This window comes from Allobosea sp. Tri-44, from assembly GCF_004123845.1.
Taxonomy (GTDB): domain Bacteria; phylum Pseudomonadota; class Alphaproteobacteria; order Rhizobiales; family Beijerinckiaceae; genus Allobosea.
This window is the reverse complement of record NZ_NBDP01000038.1, coordinates 1-18,439: the sequence shown is the minus strand read 5'-3', so window position 1 is coordinate 18,439 and position 18,439 is coordinate 1. Positions and strand designations below refer to the sequence as shown.

The following is an 18,439-nucleotide window of genomic DNA, read 5'->3' as shown; positions in this document are numbered from 1 at the left end:
CTTCCGTTTTCGGAAAGTCGAATGTGGGCATGGCCATTGGCGTCGTGACTTTCCTCAGGGGTAGAGCCGGGTCTTCGTCCAGGCCTCGCCGGGAGCGGTGCGACGGAAGACGACGCGGTCGTGGAGGCGGAAGGCGCCGTCGCGCCAGAACTCGATATACACCGGGACGATGCGAAAACCGGTCCAGTGCGGCGGGCGCGGGACCTCGCCGACGCCGAACTTCAGCGCATAGCTCGCGACCGCCTTTTCAAGCGCGAACCTGCTCTCGAGCGGTCGGGACTGCTGCGAGGCCCAGGCGCCTATGCGGCTGTCGCGCGGGCGCGACTGGAAATAGGCGTCCGCTTCGGCGTCGCTGACCCGGCTGACCGGGCCGCGGATGCGAATCTGCCGGCGCAGGCTCTTCCAATGGAACAGCGCAGCCGCCTTGGGCTGGCCGTCGAGTTCCTCGCCCTTCTGGCTTTGCGTGTTGGTGTAGAAGACGAAGCCCTCGGGGCTGCGGCCGTTCAGCAGGACCATGCGGACATTGGGCAGGCCGTCGGCGTCGACCGTCGAGAGCGCCATGCCGTTGGGGTCGTTCGGCTCGGAGCCTTTGGCCTCCTCCAGCCAGCTCTCGAACAGGGCGAAGGGCTCGCTCGCTTCGGTGAAGTCACCGCTCATTAACGCATTCACGTGCTTAGTCCTCGATAGGTTCAGGAAGCGTTGGGCGAGCGCGATCCGTAATGCGATTTGAGTTGGCAGTCATATATAGAACGTGCGGGCGAGTGAGCCAGAGGCCGCGTGAGCGCAGTCCCCTTGCGCGCGCGGCATCGCTTGCCGGCGCGTTGCTGTTCGGGTTCGCAGCGGCAGGCTGCTCGATCTCCTTCCCGATCATGGGTCTGTCGAGCAAGGCCGAAGATGAGGTCGCGATGACGACCGCCTCGGTGCTGCCGGCGCGCGCCGTCGAGGGCAGGAGCCCACTCGTCAATCTCGCGCCCGATCTCGGCCCTGAGGACTGGCGGCGGGCCGAAGGCGCCATGGCGCTGGCGCTCGATCCGCAGGGCAATGGCGCGCCGGTTTCCTGGGACAATGCCCAGAGCGGCATGAAGGGCACCTTTACCCCGGTTGGGGGACCGTTCCTGAAATCGGACGAAATTTGCCGCGCCTTCCTGGCCTCGATGAGCCTGCAGACCGGTCCGGTGAAATTGCAGGGCACCGCCTGCCGGCCCTCCGGCGGCGAATGGGCGGTCAAGGATGCAAAACCGTGGAAAGGCGCGGCCTGAATCCTGTTGCAACTGCGCCACAGTCTTCCCATCTAGGAGGCGGTTCCGGTACGCCGGGATACGAAGCCTCCGGGGTTTTTTTGAATGCGTGATCCGTATCAGGTTCTGGGCGTGGCGAAATCGGCTGATGAGGCCGAAATCAAGAAGGCGTATCGCCGCCGCGCCAAGGACCTGCATCCCGACCGCAACCAGGGCGACCCGAAGGCGCAGGAACGTTTCTCCGAGCTGAACACCGCCTACGAAGTCCTCGGCGACGCGGACAAGCGCAAGCAGTTCGACCGCGGCGAGATCGATGCCGAGGGCAAGCCGCGCTTCGCCGGTTTCGAGGGCATGGGCGCCGGGCGCCGGGGCACGCATCAGGGCGGCTTCGAGTTCAATTTCGATGGCGGCGGAGGCGCGCCCTTCGGCCGCGGTGGCGCCGATCCGGGTTTCGACCCGGCCGACATCTTCGGCTCGCTCTTTGGTGACGCCGCCAGGCGCGGCGGACGCGGGCGGGCAAGTCAGCCGCAGAAGCCGCCGGAGCAGAGTTTCACGCTCGAGGTCAACCTGGCCGAAGCGGTCAATGGTGCGATGCGCCGGGTGAAGCTGCCCGGCGGGCGCGAGGTCGAGGTGACGATCCCCGAGGGCGTCGCCGACGGCAAGGTCATGCGCCTGCGCGGCCTCGGCCAGGCGCACCCGCTCACCGGCGAGGCCGGTGACGTGCTGATGACGATCAAGGTCCGGCCCGATCCGCGCTTCACCGTCGACGGCAGCAATCTGCGCGCGCGCGTCGCGGTTCCACTGGCGACGGCGGTGCTCGGCGGGCCGATCCATGTGCCGACACTGGGAGGCGCCGTCGAGATGAACGTGCCGCCGCTGACGGGCACGGCGCGCCAGTTCCGCCTGCGTGGCAAGGGGCTGCCCAGCGAGAAGAAGGGCGAGCGCGGCGACCTCTTCGTTTCGATCGATATCGAGATGCCGACCGAGGACGCCGAGCTGACCGCGCTGATGAAGGCGCGGGCGGGCTGAACAGGAATTCGGCAAAGGACGCTTCCACCCTTCGACCGCCTCGGTTATGAGACGACCCGTTCTACTCGCCGGTTCGTCCAGTTCGAAGGTCCCAGATGCCTGAATCCAGCAGCGCCGCCCCGACCGCCAATCTGCTCCGGGGCAAGCGCGGTCTCGTCATGGGTGTCGCCAACAACCGCTCGATCGCCTGGGGCATCGCCAAGGCGGCCGCGGATGCCGGCGCCGAGCTTGCCTTCACCTATCAGGGCGATGCGCTGAAGAAGCGGGTCGAGCCGCTGGCCAAGCAGCTCGGCGGCCATGTCGTCGGCCATTGCGACGTCACCGACGGTTCGACGATCGACGCGGTCTTCGCCGAGATCGAGAAGCTCTGGGGCAAGCTCGACTTCGTCGTTCACTGCATCGCCTTTTCCGACAAGGACGAGCTCACCGGCCGCTATGTCGATACGACCGAGGCGAACTTCTCGAAGTCGCTGCTGATCTCCTGCTATTCCTTCACGGCGATCACCCAGCGCGCCGAGAAGCTGATGCCGGATGGCGGCTCGCTGCTGACGCTGACCTATTACGGCGCCGAGAAATGGATGCCGCACTACAACGTCATGGGCGTCGCCAAGGCGGCGCTGGAATCGAGCGTGCAATACCTCGCCGCCGATCTCGGTCCCCAGAAGATCCGCGTCAACGCGATCTCGGCCGGGCCGATCAAGACGCTGGCGGCGTCGGGCATCGGCGATTTCCGCTACATCCTGAAGTGGAACGAGTACAACTCGCCGCTGCGCCGCACCGTGACCATCGAGGAGGTCGGCGAGACCGCGGTCTTCCTGGTCTCCGACATGTCGCGCGGCATCACCGGCGAGATCATGCATGTCGATGCCGGCTATCATGTCGTCGGCATGAAGGTGCCGACCGCGCCGGACATCTCGCTCGACAAGGGCGAATAAGGGCCGCGGCGCACCGAAAACGGCGTCCCGCAAACAGGATGCCTGTAGCTACTTTGTTGTAACGCGATAGCGCATCGCCTATCTTGCTCGCGAGAGTAGGAGATGGCCATGCTGAGCGCAGTCAAGAAATTCGGGAATTCGGCCGGCGTGCTGATCCCCAAGCCTTTGCTGGCCGAGATCGGCGCCAAGGCCGGCGACAGCGTCGAACTCAAGGTCGAGGGTGGGCGCCTCGTGATCGAGCCCGTTATCCGCCCGGCGCGCGCTGGCTGGGCCGAAGACTCGCAGCGTCTCGCACAGGAGCAGGACGACGAACTCGTCTGGCCGGAATTCGGCAATAGCGAGGATGAGACCCTGACATGGTGAAGCGCGGCGAAATCTGGCTGGCCGCGCTCGATCCGACAATAGGCAGCGAAATCCAGAAGACACGACCCTGTCTTGTCATCTCGCCGCCGGAAATCCACGATCATCTACGGACTGTCATCGTAGCGCCGATGACATCCGGTAGTCGCCCTGCCGGCTTTCGCGTCCCGGTGCAATTTCAGGGCGTCGATGGCTTGATCCTGCTCGAGCAGAGTCGTGCGCTCGACAAGCAAAGACTTCGGAAGAAGCTCGGCAGCATTTCCGACGCGACCCTCGGACAGGTGCTGCAGACCCTGCGGGAGCTCTACGCGGATTGAGCCGGTGACGCTGCGCGCAGCCGATGCGTTCCGTCCTCATCCAAACTGACATCCTGGCTTGCGATCGCCATCAGCAGATCGGTGACGCTGCGCGCCCCGATCGTGATCGTCGGTGCGATCTCCGCGAGCGGCGCCAGCACGAAGGCCCGCTCGGCGATGCGCGGATGCGGAACCTGCAGGCCGGGCCGCTCGATCGCCTCTTCGCCATAGGTCAGGATGTCTATGTCGAGGGTGCGCGGCCCCCAGCGCTCGCGCCGCTCGCGGCCGCTCTCGCGCTCGATCGAGAGGCAGAGCGCGAGCAGGTCGTCGGCCGAGAGCGAGGTCTCGATCAGCACCGCCATGTTGCGGAATTCCGGCTGGTCGAGCTTGCCCCAGGGCGCCGTGCGCCAGACCGAAGAGACAGCCTTCAGCTCGATGGCGGCGTGATCGCGCAGCCGCGCCAGCGCCGCTGCGAAGGCTGCGACCGGATCGCCGAGATTGCCGCCGAGGCCGAGCGTCGCTTCAACCGTCACGCCGGAAATCCAGCTTGATCCCGACCGATTCCATCCGGCCTGGAATGGGTGGAGCGGGCTTGCGCAGGGTGACTGCGACGCGGGTTACGGCCGGATATTCTACCAGGATCGCCTCGGCGAGCGCCCGTGCTGCCGCCTCCAGAAGCTTGAAGCGCTTGCCGGAGAAGGTGCGCGTGACCAAGCCGACGACCTCGCCATAGTCGACGGTGTCGGCAAGGCTGTCGCTGACCGACGAGGCGCGCAGGTCGCAATCCAGGACGAGATCCATCGAGAAGCGCTGGCCGAGCCGGCCCTCCTCGGCGAAATGACCGTGATAAGCGTAGAGGTCGAGCGCCTCGATGAAGATCTGCCCGGTCGCGCTCATCGTGCTTCTCCGATCGCTGCCCAGATCTTCAGCGCGTCGACATGCTCGTCGACGTCATGGGCGCGGATGATGGCGGCGCCTTGCGTGACGCCGTAGAGATGCGCGGCGATGCTGGCGGCGACGCGCTCGGCCGGAACCGTCTTGCCGATGACGTGGCCGAGAACCGATTTGCGCGAGGCGCCGAGCAGGACCGGGCAACCGAGCTCGCCGAGCCGGCCGAGCTGCTTCATCAGCAGCAGCGATTGCTCGGCGGTCTTGCCGAAGCGGCCGATGCCGGGATCGACGACGATCTGGCCGCGCGGCACGCCAGCTTCGATTGCGATCGCGATCGAGCGTTCGAGGAAGCGCATGACCTCGGCGAGGATGTCGAGGCCGGGATCGACCTCTTCGCGGTTGTGCATCAGGATGATCGGCGCGCCATGGCGGGCCGCGATGCCGGCGATGGCGGGATCGCGCTGGGCGCCCCAGACATCGTTGACGATGGAGGCGCCGGCTTTCAGCGCAGCATCGGCGACCTCGGCCTTGTAGGTGTCGATCGAGATCGGAACGTCGCTCTTGGCGGCAATGCCGGCGATCACGGGCATGACCCGGGCGAGCTCGCTTTGCGCCTCGAGGCGGATGTGGTCCGGGCGGGTCGATTCCCCACCGACATCGACGATGTCGGCGCCCTGCTGCGCCAGTTTCAGCCCATGCGCAATCGCGACCGCCGGGTCGGCGAAGAGGCCGCCATCGGAAAAGGAATCCGGGGTGACGTTGACCACACCCATCAGCAGGGGCCTGGCGCCGAGGCTGAGCCTTCGGCCATCCGGCAATATCAGCGTGGCGTTCATGCGGCGATCGAGCGATGCGAGAGCCTGCCTCTTACACAGGGCAGCAAGGCGCGGCCACCACAAAGCTCACGAGGCGGTGAGCATCGCCCTGCGGCGCTTTCGCCGCTTTGACGACGTGGCCCGCAGCGTGCATGAGGCGAGGCATGACTGCCTTGACGATTCCTGGTCGCCTCTTCCTCGTTCGCCACGGCGAAACCGACTGGAATCGCGAAGGCCGCCTGCAGGGCGGGAAGGACATCCCGCTCAACGGGCTCGGCCGCATGCAGGCCGAGGAGGCGGCGCGCCGGCTCAAGGCGTTGACTCCCGATTACGCCGCCGTGGACTATCTCTGCTCGCCGATGGAACGGGCGCGCGAGACGATGACGATCCTGCGCCGCGAGCTCGACTTGCCGCCACAGGAGTTCCGCATCGACGAGCGTCTGCGCGAGCTGACCTTCGGCGACTGGGAAGGCTTCACCTGGCGTGAGATCCGCAAGAGCGAGCGCGAGCTCGCCCAGGCCCGCGAACGCGACAAATGGGGCTTCGTGCCGCCGGGCGGCGAAAGCTACCGCATGCTGGCAGAGCGCATCCGGCCGGTGCTCGAGACGCTGTCGCCGGATACGGTGATGGTCAGCCATGGCGGCGTGGCGCGGGCGGTGCTGGCCCTGATCGGCGCGGTCGGTACGGTTGATGCGGCGCGCGTCGAGATCTGGCAGGGCAAGATCCTGGTGGTCGAGGGCGCCAAGGCGACATGGATGTGACAAGCTGCGGCGGGAGGCGAGCGGACACTTGATCGCACCTATGTCTTCCCGCTTGCCGTTCAGCCGCGGTTAAGCCAAATCTGCTCAAGTATGGCCGGCAGGCGAGTTTCCGCGCGGCTGCGGGTGTCCGGCCTGGGATTTTACGGACGCATCGTCGCGGGGAGGCGGGCGTTCGACGTGAGGTGCAGTCCGGGCGGAAGGCCGGGACCTGCGGCGGGGCAGAATGAACGACATCACCACAGTTTCGGCGGGCACCGCCGATTCAGGCGCGACTGCGCTCGCCATGCTGGCGGGCGAGAAGCGGCCGGAGCTGCTGCGCGACGAGGTGCTCGCCGAGATTTTCGCGGCGAGCGTATCAGCGCGTCCCGATCATGTCGCGATGATCTCCGGCGAGCGGCGGCTGAGCTACGCACAGGTCTGGGCAGAGGCGCAGGCACAGGCGCGCGGCCTTGTGCTCGCCGGTATCGGTCCTGGCGACATGGTCGGCCTGTGGATGCCGCGCGGCATCGATCTCCTGGTGGCGCAGATCGCGATCACGCTGTCAGGCGCGGCCTGGCTGCCCTTCGATGCGGAAGCGCCGGTCGAGCGCATCGCCATCTGCCTCGAGGACGCCAGCGCCAAGGGGCTGGTGACGCAGACCGACTGGAAGGCTCGTGCGGCAACCACGGGCCGTACTGTCTGGTGTCCATCGCAGCTCTCGGACGCGAGCGACGGCCAGGCACTGCCGGCCCGGGCGCCGGGACTGACCCAGGATCACCCTGCTTATCTGATCTACACCTCGGGCTCGACCGGCGCGCCCAAGGCGATCGTCATCAGCCAGCGCAACATCTGCCATTTCCTGCGCTCCGGGAACGCGCTCTACGGCATGGGCCCGGAGGACGTGGTCTTCCAGGGCGCCTCGGTCGCCTTCGACCTGTCGATGGAGGAGATCTGGACGCCCTATCTCGTCGGCGCGACGCTGTTCGTCGCGACGCCGCAGATGATGGGCGATGCCGAGAAGCTGCCTTCGATCCTGAGTGAGGCCGGCGTCACCGTGATCGACACGGTGCCGACCCTGCTCGGCATCCTGCCGTCCGACGTGCCGTCGCTGACGCTGATCCTGCTCGGCGGCGAGGCGCTGCCGCCCTCGATCGTGCAGAAATGGTCGAAGCCCGGCCGGCGCATCTTCAACACCTACGGGCCGACGGAAGCGACGGTGGTGGCGACGGCCGCCCCGGTCGAGCCGGGCGATACGGTGACGATCGGCCGGCCGATCCCGAACTACACCGCCTATATCGTCGACGAGGCGATGAAGCTGACCGGCGTCGGCCAGCAAGGCGAATTGCTGATCGGCGGGCCGGGCGTGGCCAAGGGCTATCACTTAAGGCCCGAACTCACGGCCGAGAAGTTCATCGCCAACCCGTTCGGCGGAAGCGGTGGCGATCCGATCCTCTACCGCTCCGGCGATGCCGTCAGCCTCGATGGCGACGGCAACATCGTCTTCCACGGCCGCATCGACGACCAGGTCAAGATCCGCGGCTTCCGCGTCGAGCTCGGCGAGATCGAGACGGCGCTCTCGGACGAGGCCGGCATCAGCCAGGCGGCAGTGGTGCTGCGCACCGATGACGGCATCGAGCGGCTCGTCGCCTTCCTGGTCGGCGAGCCCGGCGTGCAGATCGAGGGAACGGTGCTGCGCGCCTCGCTACGCGAGAAGCTGCCGCCCTACATGATCCCGGCGCATTTCGAGCCGACCGGCTCACTGCCCCGCATGGTCTCCGGCAAGATCGACCGCAAGATGCTGAAGGCGGCGCCGCTGACGGCGCCGGCCGCGAGCGGCGAGCAGGAGCCGCCGCGCAACGAGATCGAGGCCGCCCTGCTCGACGCCGCCAAGCGCGTACTCGGCGCGCAGGCACTGCCGCTGGAAGCGGACTTCTTCGTCGATCTCGGCGGCCATTCGCTGCTGGCGGCGCGCTTCATCTCGATCGTGCGCGAGACGCCGGCCTATGCCGGTATCACCCTGCAGGACGTCTATGGCGCACGCACCTTGCGGGCGATGGCAGAGCTGCTCGATGCGCGCGGCGTTCGGGCCGAAGAGGATCTCTCCTTCACGCCGCCACCGCTGCTGCGCCGCTTCTTCTGCGGGCTGGCGCAGGCTGTGGCCCTGCCGATCATCATCAGCCTGTCGACGGCGCAGTGGCTCGGCATCTTCGTCAGCTACATGCTGCTCTCCGGCGAGGAATTGTCGGCGATGGCGCAGGTCTTCGCGCTGCTCGGCATCTATGTCGCGATCACCATCATCACCGGCTTCATCGCGATCGGCCTGAAATGGCTGGTGCTCGGCCGGACCAAGCCCGGCACCTATCCGCTCTGGGGCGTCTATTACTTCCGCTGGTGGTTCGCCTCGCGCGTCGCCGGGCTCGTGCACATCAAATGGCTGCAGGGCACGCCGGTAATGCGCTTCTACTGGCGCCTGCTCGGCGCCAAGGTCGGGCGCGACGTCATCATCTCGGATTACGAGGCCGGCGCGGTCGATCTCGTCGAGCTCGGCGACGGCACGACGCTGGGTTCGAAGACCACCTTCGCCAATGCCGAGGCGATCGGGGCTAACCTGATCATCGGCCGGATCACGATAGGCAAGGACGTCTATGCCGGCTCCTCGGTGGTGTTCGGCCATGGCTGCACTGTCGGCGACCATGCCGAGATCGGCGACCTGACCGCGATCGCGCCGGGGGCCCGGATCGGCGCTGCCGAGATCTGGGACGGCTCGCCGGCGCGCAAGACCGGCATGGTCGATCTCGAGGCCTTGCCGGAGCAGGCGCAGGCGAGCACTCGCAGGCGGGCGGCGATGACGCTGTTCTACATCGTCATGCTGATCGCATTGCCGCCGATCAGCCTTCTGCCGATCTTCCCGGCCTTCTGGCTTTTCGACAAGATCGACGATTGGGTCTCGACCTGGTCCGACATCAGCTATCTCTGGTATCTGCCGCTCCTGACCTGGCCGACGGCGATCGGCCTCATCACCATCACCGTCTTCCTGATCTGCGCGCTGCGCTGGGCGATCCTGCCGCGCGTCTCCTCCGGCTCATATTCAATCCATTCCGGCTTCTACGCCCGCAAATGGACGGTGGCGCTGGCGACCGAGGTGACGCTGGAGACGCTCTCCTCGCTGTTTGCGACGATCTACATGCGCTTCTGGTACCGGATGATGGGCGCGCGCATTGGTGGCGGGGCGGAGATCTCTACCAATCTGTCGGGGCGCTACGACATCACCGGCATCGGCGCCGGCAACTTCATCGCCGACGAGGTGATCTTCGGCGACGAGGACATGCGGCGCGGCTATATGCGCCTCGACATGACCCGCACCGGCGAGCAGGTCTTCGTCGGCAATGACGCGGTCGTCCCGCCCGGCGCGATCATCCCCGATCGGGTGCTGATCGGCATCAAGTCGAAGCCGCCGGCGAACGAACTGATGAGCGCCGGCGACACCTGGTTCGGCTCGCCGCCGATCAAGCTGCCGACGCGGCAGAAAGTCGATCTCGGCGCCGACTGGACCTACAAGCCCTCGCTCGGCAAGAAGCTGGCGCGCGCCGGCTTCGAGGCGCTGCACACCTCCTTCCCGGCGATGCTGTTCATCACCTTCGGCACCATCGCCGTCGATCTCGTACTGCAGCAGAAGATATTCGACCGCGACTGGACCGGCCTCGCCCTCGCCTTCATGGGCTGCGCCGTCATCATCGCCATCACCCAGGCGTTGATCTGCGCGCTGATGAAATGGCTGCTGATGGGCGTCTACAAGCCGGTGATGAAGCCGATGTGGTCGTTCTGGGCGATGCGCACGGAAGCGGTCTCGGTGCTCTACTGGGGCCTCGGCGGCAAGGTGCTGTTCGACTATCTGCGCGGAACGCCGTTCCTGCCCTGGTTCCTGCGCCTGTTCGGCGCGCAATACGGTCAGGGCGTCTGGCTGGATTCCACGGATATCACCGAGTTCGACTGCATCAAGGTCGGCGATTTCTGCACGATCAACGCCCATTCGGCCCTGCAGACCCATCTCTATGAGGACCGGGTGATGAAGGTCGGCCGCGTCCATCTCGGCAAGGGCGTCTGCGTCGGCGCCGGAGCGACCGTGCTCTACGACACCCATGTCGGCGACTACGCCCAGATCGGCCTGCTCACGGTGATCATGAAGGGCGAGAACATCCCGGCGAACACGCGCTGGGAAGGCGCGCCGGCGGTGCCGGCGAGTGGGCATTGAGGCGGCCGGCTCTTACGGCAATGAAGGCACGAACTCGGTCAATACGCCGAGCCCGGCGCCGGCCTCGGCCTGGAGCCTGTCGCGGGTGCAAAGCTTGAGAGTAGAACTGGCGGCGATTGCGAGATGAAGCGCATCACCCGCTCGTAACCCAACGAAGCTGCGGTTGCAGAAGGCGGCGGCTTGACGAAAATGCTCCCTCGCAACGGGAAGGCATTCGAACTCGCTGGTGATCAGATCGGCCAGCCTTGCGAGCGCGCGCTCTTGCGCCTCGGCATAGATCCGGTTTGACCGCAGTTTGACACACAACGCCGCGGAGAACTCGGCGACGACCCAGTCGCTGATCACGAAACGATGAGAGCTGTGCCGCTCGAGCCATTCGACGACGGCTGCGGAGCTCGGTTCCGTGACCAGCGCGGTGACGACGAGCGAGGTGTCTAGGTAGAGTTTCAATAGCGCGCTTCGTCACGGATGCGACGCATGAATTCCCCGCCATCCTCTTCCTGCATCGGCATCGTGGCCAGATGCGCGCGCAGCTTAGCGATATCGAGCGGCTTCTGGGGCTTTTCCGCCGCTATCAGTTGTGCGACGGGCTTGCCGTGGCGGGTAATCGAGATGCTCTCGCCGGCTTCCACGGCGTCGATCAGCGCACTCAAATGAGTCTTGGCTTCCGCAAGGGCGACAGATTTCATGATCTCGCTCCTGACCAAATAATTGGTCATAAGTTAGCTAAGATGCTTCCGCTTGCCAAGTGGCACGCTGTCGCGCCTACGGACTTCCACGTTTTTGCTTTCCCGCCTAAAAGCCTGCGACGTCACACATCAGGCTCCCATGTCGCACAACACCTTCGGCCATCTCTTCCGCGTCACCACCTTCGGCGAGAGCCATGGGCCTGCGATCGGCTGCGTCGTCGACGGCTGCCCGCCGCTGATCCCGCTGAGCGAGGCCGAGATCCAGCGCGACCTCGACAAGCGCCGGCCCGGCCAGTCGCGTTATACGACGCAGCGCCAGGAGCCGGACGCGGTCCGTATCGTCTCAGGCGTCTTCGCGCGGGAGGTCGATGGCGAGCAGGTCACCACCGGCACTTCGATCGGGCTGATGATCGACAATGTCGACCAGCGCTCGAAGGACTATTCCGAGATCAAGGACAAGTACCGGCCCGGCCACGCCGATTTCACCTATGACGTGAAATACGGCATCCGGGATTATCGCGGCGGCGGCCGCTCCTCGGCCCGCGAGACGGCGATGCGGGTCGCCGCAGGCGCCATCGCACGCAAGGTCGTTCCGGGCATGCTGGTCCGCGGCGCCCTCGTCCAGATGGGGCCGCACAAGGTCGACCGCGGAAATTGGGACTGGGACGAGGTCGGCAACAACCCGTTCTTCTGCCCGGATGCGAAGGCGGCCGAGCGTTTCGCCGACTACCTCGACGGCATCCGCAAATCCGGCTCCTCGATCGGGGCGGTGCTGGAGATCGTCGCAGAGGGCGTGCCGGCGGGCCTCGGCGCGCCGATCTACGGCAAGCTCGACGCCGAGATCGCGGCGGCACTGATGAGCATCAACGCAGTCAAAGGCGTTGAGATCGGCGAGGGCTTCGCCGCGGCTGAGCTCTCTGGCGAGGAGAACGCCGACGAGATGCGCGCCGGCAATGACGGCAAGCCGCTCTTCCTCTCCAACCATGCCGGCGGCATCCTGGGCGGCATCTCGACCGGCCAGCCGATCGTTGCCCGCTTCGCCGTGAAACCGACCTCGTCGATCCTCTCCCCGCGCGCGACCGTGACCCGCACCGGCGGCGAGGCGGAGATGTTCACCAAGGGCCGCCACGACCCCTGTGTCGGCATCCGCGCCGTGCCGGTTGGCGAAGCGATGGTCGCCTGCGTGCTGGCCGACCAGTATCTGCGCCACCGCGCCCAGGTCGGCGTGGTCGAGCCGCGCTGGCCGTTCGGACAGCGATGACAGGCGTCATTCTCGGGCTTGTCCCGAGAATCTCGTGACCAGCTAGCTGGTTTCGGAGATGGTCGGGTCAAGCCCGACCATGACGAATGAGGCAATCATTTCAGTATCACTGAAATTTTCTCTCTCCTTCATTGCGGATGAAGCGAAGGCGTATTAGCTTCGCCTCATGAAGCTCGACACCTGGCTCCAGCAAACCAAGACCGGCCGCAGCGCCTTTGCGCGGCAGGTCGACCTGTCGCCGGCGAGCGTCACAGCGCTCTGCAACGATCCGTCCGCCTGGATCTCGCGCGAGAGCGCCGAGCGCATCGCTGCTGCCACTGGCGGCGCCGTAACCCCCAACGACTTTCTGGGCCTGCAGAGCCCACGCGAGGCCGCCATGATCGCCAGCAATGTCGCCGAGACCGTCGAAGCCTTCGCACGCGGCGAGATCGTCATCGTCACCGATGACGACGACCGCGAGAACGAGGGCGATCTCATCGTCGCCGCCTCGCTGTGCACGCCGGAGAAGATGGCCTTCATCATCCGCAATACCTGCGGCATCGTCTGCGCGCCGCTGACGGCGGGCGAGGCTCGCCGCCTGCGGCTCGACCCGATGGTCTCGTCCAACGATGCCCCGCTCGGCACAGCCTTCACCATCACCGTCGACGTCAAGCACGGGCTGACCACCGGCATCTCAGCCGAGCAGCGCACCAACACGGTGCGCGCGCTCGCCAACGGCAATATGGGTGCCGCCGACTTCGTGCGGCCGGGCCACGTCTTCCCGCTGATCGCCAAGGATGGCGGCGTGCTGATGCGTTCCGGCCATACCGAAGCCGCCGTCGATCTCTGCAAGCTCGCCAATCTGCCGCCCGTCGGCGTGATCTGCGAGCTCGCCAACGACGACGGCACGGTGATGAAGGGCGCGCAGATCACGGCCTTCGCCCAGAAGCACAATCTCAAGCAGATCACGGTCGCCGACCTGATCGCCTATCGCCAGGCGCGCGAGAAGCTGGTCGAGCGCGTACACTCCTTCCCGGTCAAGACCGAGTTCGGCGAGATGACCGGCCATGTCTATGTGACGCCCTTCGACGACACCCAGCACTTCGCCTTCGTCATGGGCAAGCTCGGCGATGGCGAGAAGATCCCTGCCCGGCTTCACCGTGCCAATGTCGTCGCCGATGTGCTCGGTGGCGCCTCCTCGATCCAGTGCGTGCTGCGCCGCTTCCAGCAGGAGGGCAAAGGCGTGCTGGTCTATCTGCGCGACGGCTCGGCCGGCGTGCCGATCAAGAGCGTCGAGGACGAGGAGGGCTCGGACGCGCTGCGTTCGCAGCAATGGCGCGAAGTCGGCCTCGGGGCCCAGATCCTGCGCGATCTCGGCGTCGCCTCGATCATCAACCTGGCGTCCTCGACCCGCGCCTTCGTCGGCCTTTCCGGTTTCGGCATCGAGATCGCCGAAACCGCGCCGCTGGAGTGAGCGTCAGCCGCGCATCAGTGCGGTGACGTGAGCCGCGGCCGATTTCGACAGACCCTCGAGATCGTAGCCGCCTTCCAGGATCGAGACGATGCGGCCGCCGGCATGGCGGTCGGCGATCTCCATCAGCTTCTGGGTCGCCCAGGTGAAGTCAGCTTCCTTCAGATTGAGGTTGGCGAGCGGGTCGCGCCAATGGGCATCGAAGCCGGCCGAGATGATGACGAGATCGGGCTGGAAGGCCGTGAGCCGCGGCAGGATCGCGCTCTCGAAGGCGTCGCGGAAGGCATCCGTCCCATCACCGGCCCGAAGTGCCGCATTGACGATGGTGCCGTGCTCGCCGCGCTCGGAGGGAGCGCCGGTGCCGGGATAGAGCGGCATCTCATGGGTCGAGGCGTAGAGCACGCTGGCGTCGCCCCAGAAGATTTCCTGCGTGCCGTTGCCGTGATGGACGTCCCAGTCGACGATGGCGACGCGCTCGGCGCCATGAGTCCGCTGCGCATGGCGCGCGGCGATGGCGGCATTGTTGAAGAAGCAGAAGCCCATCGCCCTGTCGGTTTCGGCATGGTGCCCGGGCGGGCGCATGGCGCTGAAGGCGTTGGTCGCGCGCCCGGTCATCACCTCGTCGACGGCATGCACGGCGGCGCCAACGCCGTGCAGGACCGCAGAGAGCGTGCCCGGCGACATGATCGTGTCGGCGTCGATCTGCACCAGGCCGTCCTGTGGAGCAGCCGCAACGATCGCATCGGCATAGGCGGCGGGGTGGCAGAGCAAGACCTGCGCAAGCGTACCCTCCGGCGCTTCGACGCGCTGCAGGGCCGTGAAGCGCTCCTCCTCCAGGGCCTGCTCGACGGCGCGGATCCGGTCGGCGCGCTCGGGATGGCCGGGCGGCGTGGCGTGGCGGAGACTGGACGGATGGCTGATCAGAAGCGTGGTCACGCGCAGGTCTCCGAAGTCACGAAGCGGGCCGAACGGAGTAGGCCGCAAGCGTGACCATATTGTCACTGCAATGCAGCAAGGCGCCAGAGCCCTGCAGGAACTTCATTGCCTGCGAGTCATTTGCGCCGTAAGACCAGCTTCTGTTTGACCGGGCCGCGTCTTGTCGGGTCACCGTTTTTTAACGAAACATTCATCATAACGAGCGTCGTTTCGGCGTCGGCGGTGGAACCCATGAAGCAGACTTTCGTTGCGGTGCTCGGCCTGTCGGTGCTTCTCGGCGCCTGCCAGTACAAGACGGTTCACGCACCGTCGCTGTCGGTACGCGATGCCGAATACATGGCGCTCGTCCCGAATTTCGAGACGCAGATCACGCATCTGCCTTACGAGATCAACGATCCGACTGGCGAAGAGCCCGGCACGATCATCGTCGATACCACCGAGAAGTTCCTCTACTTCGTCCTGCCGGGCAAGAAGGCGATCCGCTACGGCGTCGCGACCGGCGACGAGGCCTTTGGCTGGACCGGCACGGCGGTGATGCAGCGCAAGGCCGAGTGGCCGCGCTGGACACCTCCCGCCGAGATGATCGCGCGCTGGCCGCATCTGGCGCCGCGCGCCGGCGGCATGGAGGGCGGGCCGGAGAACCCGCTCGGCGCCCGCGCCCTCTATCTCTACCAGAACGGCAAGGACACGCTCTACCGCATCCACGGCACCAACGAGCCGGAGACGATCGGCCGCTCGGCCTCGTCCGGCTGCATCCGGATGCGCAATATCGACGCGATCGACCTCTACAACCGCGCTGCGGTCGGCGGGAAGGTCATCGTTCGTTGATCGGGTGACGCTGCGGCGTCACCCTCAGCCCAGTTCGACCAGGACGATCTCGGGCGGCGCGCCCAGCCGGATCGGCATCTTGCTGCTAACGCCGAGCCCGGCCGTCACGATCAGGTTGCGATTGTTCTCGACGATGTGGCCATAGGCGTAGCGGTTGCCGTAGCGCGAGGGCACCACGGGCGACCAGCCGAACAGCCTGACCTGACCACCATGGGTGTGGCCGGAGAGCGTAAGCGCGATACGTGCCGGCGCATGGGCGAAGATATCCGGCTCGTGCGCCATCAGGATCAGCGGCGCATCGTCGGTGACCATGGCGAGCGTGCTTGCGAGATCGTCGATGCCGCGGTGCGGGCCCCGCATTCCCCGGGGCTGCAGCCAGCGCGGAAAGGCCCACTGATCGCCGAGCCCGGCGAGCCAGATCGGCCCCGCTGCGGTCTCAAGCTTGAGCGCCTGATTTTCGAGCACCGGAATGCCGGCCGCTGCCAGCGCCGCGCCGGCCAGTGTCGGGCCGCGGCGCGCGCTCTGGGCCCGCTCGTCATGCCACCAATCGTGATTGCCGAGCACGGCAAAGCAGCCATTCGGCGCCTGCAAGCGGGCGAGTTCGGTCGCCCATTCGGCCGGCCGCGGATCGCCTGGGCGCCAATCGCGGCTGGCGACGAAATCACCGAGCAGCAGGATGAGATCTGGTTTCAGCAGATTGGTCTGATCGACGATCGTGCCGACACGCGAAACCGGCATGTACCCACTGCCGACATGGATATCGCTGATAACGGCGAGCCGCAGCCGCTTGCCCTCCGGCCAGCCGGCCGGCCTGAGCTTATAGCGAGTGACCCCCTGATGCGTCGGCTCCCAGGCGAAGGCATAGCCGCCGAGCCCGACACTGGACAGAAAAAGACCGGCGAGAGTTTGAAGAACTCTGCGCCGGTCAAGCATGGAGGGTCTCAGTAGGAGGTCGTCGTATCAATCTTCGAAACCATTGCGCAGGAGCGCCGGAACGTCCCTGTGCTGCGAGGTCAACGCGGCTGGGGCCCAGCGGGTTCCCGCCAGGATGGCAGGAATCGCGATCGGGCGGAAGCGCGATGCATAGGCCTCACGTGCGCTGGCATCATGGAAGCTGGCGGAACGGTGCACCTGGTGGCGCGGCTTATGCGTCGACATGATCCTCGGTTTCCAGTTCATCGGGCCGGCGGTTCCTGGCCGCCAGCACCTGCAATGTCGCTGCCGATCAGGTCGGGCCGGCGGCGGCATCATGAAATTCTCGTGACGTTTTCGTCGTCACACCGAGGCTTTGGTCAGCTTTGGCACAGTTTCGCGGGGGAGGGCTGGAAATAGAGGCGCGGGGAACCCTTCTCCCGTGTGGATTCCTCTGCGAAAGTGTTGTGGCGCTGACTGTTGATTGCTGATTCACTTTTGCTTGGTTGGCGGAGGGATCGGGATGTCGGATCAGATGTCGTTGGCCGAGGCTTTTCTGGACCCGCGCTTGGGTACGAACGCGAAGCTTGCGAAGATCGACGGGCTGATCGACTGGGGGCGGCTTGGGCCCCTGGCGGGCAAGTTGCGTCAGGCCGAGACGGGCCGGCCGCCTTATGCGCCGCTTTCGATGCTGAAGGCGCTCTATCTGTAGGCGCTCTACGATCTGTCGGATCCGGGCCTGGAGGAGGCGCTGCTGGACCGGCTCTCGTTCCGGCGCTTCTGCGGGTTTGCGCTCGACGGCGGCACGCCCGACGAGACGACCTTGTGCCGCTTCCGGCTGGCGGCGGCGCAGGCAGGCGTGCTCGAGGCCTGCTTTGCCGAGATCGGCGCGCAACTCTCGGCCAAAGGCCTGATCCTGAAGAAGGGCACGCTGCTCGACGCCACGCTGGTTGCGGCGACGCATGCACCACCGTCACGGGAGGCCGGCCTGGGCAAGGGCCATCCGCGCGAGCCCGGCGCCGATTGGGGCAAGAAGAACGGCAAGGCCCATTTCGGCTACAAGCTGCATGTCGGCGTCGACGAAGGCTCGGGCCTGATCCGCACGGCGATCGTGACCTCGGCCCGGGTGCAGGACGTTGAGATCGCGCCTGGCCTGGTCAGCGGCGACGAGGCCGCCGTCTACGCCGACCGCGGCTACGAGAGCAAAACCCATCGTGCGGCGCTGCTGGCGCAAGGCATCAAGGACCGGATCATGCACCGCAGGCACAAGCACATCGCTGTCCTGCCGGCCTGGCAACAGCGCCGCAACACCCTGATCGCGCGCCGCCGCGCCCCGGTCGAGGCCGTCTTCAGCGCCATGAAGCGCCTCTACGGCAAGGCCCGCACCCGCTGCCGCTCGCTCGCTGCCAACACCGCAGACCTGATCGCCTTCGCCACCGTCTACAACCTCAGGCGCGCCACCATCATCGCAGCAGGCTGATCGGAGCGCCTGGCCCTTCGCAGTCCGCCCGGCCCATCACCCGCGCGCGCACCTTGCCGGCAGCCATGCCTCAACGCCCCAAATCAGCCCTCACAAGGGTTTAGCAGAGGAATCCGTGTGGGAGAAGGGCAGGGATGAGGGCCTGCCCTCACCGCAGAGGACGCAGCGGCACCGTTACGTTCAGATAATCGGCGGCGGTCCCTTGTAACTCTGATTTTGCCTCATCTGCTACACTGGCGGGTGCGGTGGCAGGCGGAAGACCGACGACCCTCAGGGACAGCAAGCCCGTGGGTGAGCCAGGGTCTTCGCCTGCCGATCCATCGACCC

Annotated in this window: 19 protein-coding genes and 1 pseudogene; 11 read left to right on the top strand and 9 right to left on the bottom strand. The window is 66.3% G+C overall.

Translation table 11 applies throughout. The features are described from left to right. Nucleotides 1–54: 54 nt before the first annotated feature. Complete coding sequence (gene pdxH, locus B6S44_RS22770) at nucleotides 55–657, bottom strand: pyridoxamine 5'-phosphate oxidase (protein WP_129159183.1); 603 nt, start codon at nucleotides 655–657, stop codon at nucleotides 55–57. Nucleotides 658–761: 104 nt separating this feature from the next. Between pdxH and B6S44_RS22765 the strand changes: the two genes are divergently transcribed. The 5 genes from B6S44_RS22765 (at nucleotide 762) to B6S44_RS22745 (ending at nucleotide 3,879) form a co-directional block, all read left to right on the top strand. Further along, the gene (locus B6S44_RS22765) at nucleotides 762–1,259 is read left to right on the top strand and encodes an RT0821/Lpp0805 family surface protein (RefSeq protein WP_248309721.1); all 498 of its coding nucleotides are present in this window, start codon (nucleotides 762–764) and stop codon (nucleotides 1,257–1,259) included. A gap of 84 nt (nucleotides 1,260–1,343) precedes the next feature. Then, complete coding sequence (locus tag B6S44_RS22760) at nucleotides 1,344–2,267, top strand: DnaJ C-terminal domain-containing protein (RefSeq protein WP_129159181.1); 924 nt, start codon at nucleotides 1,344–1,346, stop codon at nucleotides 2,265–2,267. Between the two features lie 95 nt (nucleotides 2,268–2,362). Beyond that, entirely contained in the window at nucleotides 2,363–3,202 is an 840-nt protein-coding gene (fabI, locus tag B6S44_RS22755; RefSeq protein ID WP_129159180.1) for an enoyl-ACP reductase FabI, read from the top strand. Between the two features lie 108 nt (nucleotides 3,203–3,310). Next, nucleotides 3,311–3,565, top strand: a complete 255-nt coding sequence (locus B6S44_RS22750; protein WP_129159179.1) for an AbrB/MazE/SpoVT family DNA-binding domain-containing protein — start codon at nucleotides 3,311–3,313, stop codon at nucleotides 3,563–3,565. Continuing rightward, on the top strand, nucleotides 3,559–3,879 hold the full coding sequence (locus tag B6S44_RS22745) for a type II toxin-antitoxin system PemK/MazF family toxin (protein WP_129159178.1): 321 nt from the start codon (nucleotides 3,559–3,561) through the stop codon (nucleotides 3,877–3,879). Before B6S44_RS22750 ends, B6S44_RS22745 begins: the two co-directional genes overlap by 7 nt. On the opposite strand, the gene folK is transcribed toward B6S44_RS22745, so the two are convergent. The 3 genes from folK to folP are packed head-to-tail and all read right to left on the bottom strand — an operon-like array spanning nucleotide 3,867 to nucleotide 5,585. Then, nucleotides 3,867–4,400 carry a 2-amino-4-hydroxy-6-hydroxymethyldihydropteridine diphosphokinase gene (gene folK, locus B6S44_RS22740; RefSeq protein ID WP_129159177.1) on the bottom strand — a complete coding sequence of 178 codons (534 nt, stop codon included), beginning with the start codon at nucleotides 4,398–4,400 and terminating at the stop codon, nucleotides 3,867–3,869. The two genes, B6S44_RS22745 and folK, sit on opposite strands and share 13 nt — an antisense overlap. Continuing rightward, on the bottom strand, nucleotides 4,381–4,755 hold the full coding sequence (folB, locus tag B6S44_RS22735) for a dihydroneopterin aldolase (RefSeq protein WP_129159176.1): 375 nt from the start codon (nucleotides 4,753–4,755) through the stop codon (nucleotides 4,381–4,383). Before folB ends, folK begins: the two co-directional genes overlap by 20 nt. Further along, nucleotides 4,752–5,585, bottom strand: coding sequence for a dihydropteroate synthase (gene folP, locus B6S44_RS22730; protein WP_129159175.1), 834 nt, complete (start codon nucleotides 5,583–5,585; stop codon nucleotides 4,752–4,754). Before folP ends, folB begins: the two co-directional genes overlap by 4 nt. 143 nt (nucleotides 5,586–5,728) lie before the next feature. On the opposite strand from folP, the gene B6S44_RS22725 reads away from it, so the two are divergent. Together B6S44_RS22725 and B6S44_RS22720 are read left to right on the top strand one after the other, a co-directional pair. After that, nucleotides 5,729–6,325, top strand: coding sequence for a histidine phosphatase family protein (locus tag B6S44_RS22725; RefSeq protein WP_248309719.1), 597 nt, complete (start codon nucleotides 5,729–5,731; stop codon nucleotides 6,323–6,325). A gap of 223 nt (nucleotides 6,326–6,548) precedes the next feature. Further along, nucleotides 6,549–10,556, top strand: a complete 4,008-nt coding sequence (locus B6S44_RS22720) for a Pls/PosA family non-ribosomal peptide synthetase (protein ID WP_129159174.1) — start codon at nucleotides 6,549–6,551, stop codon at nucleotides 10,554–10,556. Nucleotides 10,557–10,568: 12 nt separating this feature from the next. Here B6S44_RS22720 and B6S44_RS22715 read toward each other — a convergent pair whose 3' ends face one another. Continuing rightward, complete coding sequence (locus tag B6S44_RS22715; RefSeq protein ID WP_129159173.1) at nucleotides 10,569–11,006, bottom strand: type II toxin-antitoxin system VapC family toxin; 438 nt, start codon at nucleotides 11,004–11,006, stop codon at nucleotides 10,569–10,571. Then, on the bottom strand, nucleotides 11,003–11,245 hold the full coding sequence (locus B6S44_RS22710) for a type II toxin-antitoxin system Phd/YefM family antitoxin (protein WP_129159172.1): 243 nt from the start codon (nucleotides 11,243–11,245) through the stop codon (nucleotides 11,003–11,005). The genes B6S44_RS22715 and B6S44_RS22710 overlap by 4 nt, the downstream gene beginning before the upstream one ends. A gap of 139 nt (nucleotides 11,246–11,384) precedes the next feature. Between B6S44_RS22710 and aroC the strand changes: the two genes are divergently transcribed. Together aroC and ribB are read left to right on the top strand one after the other, a co-directional pair. After that, nucleotides 11,385–12,506: a chorismate synthase gene (gene aroC / locus B6S44_RS22705; RefSeq protein ID WP_129159171.1), complete on the top strand. Its 1,122-nt coding sequence runs from the start codon at nucleotides 11,385–11,387 to the stop codon at nucleotides 12,504–12,506. Nucleotides 12,507–12,672: 166 nt separating this feature from the next. Next, nucleotides 12,673–13,959, top strand: a complete 1,287-nt coding sequence (ribB, locus tag B6S44_RS22700) for a 3,4-dihydroxy-2-butanone-4-phosphate synthase (RefSeq protein ID WP_129159170.1) — start codon at nucleotides 12,673–12,675, stop codon at nucleotides 13,957–13,959. Nucleotides 13,960–13,962: 3 nt separating this feature from the next. Here ribB and B6S44_RS22695 read toward each other — a convergent pair whose 3' ends face one another. Then, on the bottom strand, nucleotides 13,963–14,892 hold the full coding sequence (locus B6S44_RS22695) for a histone deacetylase family protein (RefSeq protein WP_129159169.1): 930 nt from the start codon (nucleotides 14,890–14,892) through the stop codon (nucleotides 13,963–13,965). Between the two features lie 231 nt (nucleotides 14,893–15,123). Here B6S44_RS22695 and B6S44_RS22690 point away from each other — a divergent pair, with 231 nt between their 5' ends. Then, nucleotides 15,124–15,720 carry a L,D-transpeptidase gene (locus B6S44_RS22690; protein WP_129159168.1) on the top strand — a complete coding sequence of 199 codons (597 nt, stop codon included), beginning with the start codon at nucleotides 15,124–15,126 and terminating at the stop codon, nucleotides 15,718–15,720. A gap of 24 nt (nucleotides 15,721–15,744) precedes the next feature. Here B6S44_RS22690 and B6S44_RS22685 read toward each other — a convergent pair whose 3' ends face one another. Together B6S44_RS22685 and B6S44_RS22680 are read right to left on the bottom strand one after the other, a co-directional pair. Next, nucleotides 15,745–16,653: a metallophosphoesterase gene (locus B6S44_RS22685; RefSeq protein WP_129159167.1), complete on the bottom strand. Its 909-nt coding sequence runs from the start codon at nucleotides 16,651–16,653 to the stop codon at nucleotides 15,745–15,747. Nucleotides 16,654–16,680: 27 nt separating this feature from the next. After that, complete coding sequence (locus B6S44_RS22680) at nucleotides 16,681–16,878, bottom strand: hypothetical protein (protein ID WP_126115272.1); 198 nt, start codon at nucleotides 16,876–16,878, stop codon at nucleotides 16,681–16,683. Nucleotides 16,879–17,155: 277 nt separating this feature from the next. Between B6S44_RS22680 and B6S44_RS22670 the strand changes: the two are divergent. Then, nucleotides 17,156–18,112 (top strand): annotated as a pseudogene (locus tag B6S44_RS22670) (IS5 family transposase). Nucleotides 18,113–18,439 lie beyond the last annotated feature (327 nt).

What these genes read in the sequence shown, in the direction of transcription:
- aroC (WP_129159171.1), top strand. Translation starts at nt 11,385, where the DNA reads ATGTCGCACAACACCTTCGGCCATCTCTTCCGCGTCACCACCTTCGGC.
- B6S44_RS22710 (WP_129159172.1), bottom strand. Translation starts at nt 11,245, where the DNA reads ATGAAATCTGTCGCCCTTGCGGAAGCCAAGACTCATTTGAGTGCGCTG.
- folB (WP_129159176.1), bottom strand. Translation starts at nt 4,755, where the DNA reads ATGAGCGCGACCGGGCAGATCTTCATCGAGGCGCTCGACCTCTACGCT.
- folP (WP_129159175.1), bottom strand. Translation starts at nt 5,585, where the DNA reads ATGAACGCCACGCTGATATTGCCGGATGGCCGAAGGCTCAGCCTCGGC.
- B6S44_RS22680 (WP_126115272.1), bottom strand. Translation starts at nt 16,878, where the DNA reads ATGTCGACGCATAAGCCGCGCCACCAGGTGCACCGTTCCGCCAGCTTC.
- ribB (WP_129159170.1), top strand. Translation starts at nt 12,673, where the DNA reads ATGAAGCTCGACACCTGGCTCCAGCAAACCAAGACCGGCCGCAGCGCC.
- B6S44_RS22750 (WP_129159179.1), top strand. Translation starts at nt 3,311, where the DNA reads ATGCTGAGCGCAGTCAAGAAATTCGGGAATTCGGCCGGCGTGCTGATC.
- B6S44_RS22745 (WP_129159178.1), top strand. Translation starts at nt 3,559, where the DNA reads ATGGTGAAGCGCGGCGAAATCTGGCTGGCCGCGCTCGATCCGACAATA.
- B6S44_RS22725 (WP_248309719.1), top strand. Translation starts at nt 5,729, where the DNA reads ATGACTGCCTTGACGATTCCTGGTCGCCTCTTCCTCGTTCGCCACGGC.
- fabI (WP_129159180.1), top strand. Translation starts at nt 2,363, where the DNA reads ATGCCTGAATCCAGCAGCGCCGCCCCGACCGCCAATCTGCTCCGGGGC.
- B6S44_RS22690 (WP_129159168.1), top strand. Translation starts at nt 15,124, where the DNA reads ATGAAGCAGACTTTCGTTGCGGTGCTCGGCCTGTCGGTGCTTCTCGGC.
- B6S44_RS22760 (WP_129159181.1), top strand. Translation starts at nt 1,344, where the DNA reads ATGCGTGATCCGTATCAGGTTCTGGGCGTGGCGAAATCGGCTGATGAG.
- B6S44_RS22720 (WP_129159174.1), top strand. Translation starts at nt 6,549, where the DNA reads ATGAACGACATCACCACAGTTTCGGCGGGCACCGCCGATTCAGGCGCG.
- pdxH (WP_129159183.1), bottom strand. Translation starts at nt 657, where the DNA reads ATGAGCGGTGACTTCACCGAAGCGAGCGAGCCCTTCGCCCTGTTCGAG.
- B6S44_RS22685 (WP_129159167.1), bottom strand. Translation starts at nt 16,653, where the DNA reads ATGCTTGACCGGCGCAGAGTTCTTCAAACTCTCGCCGGTCTTTTTCTG.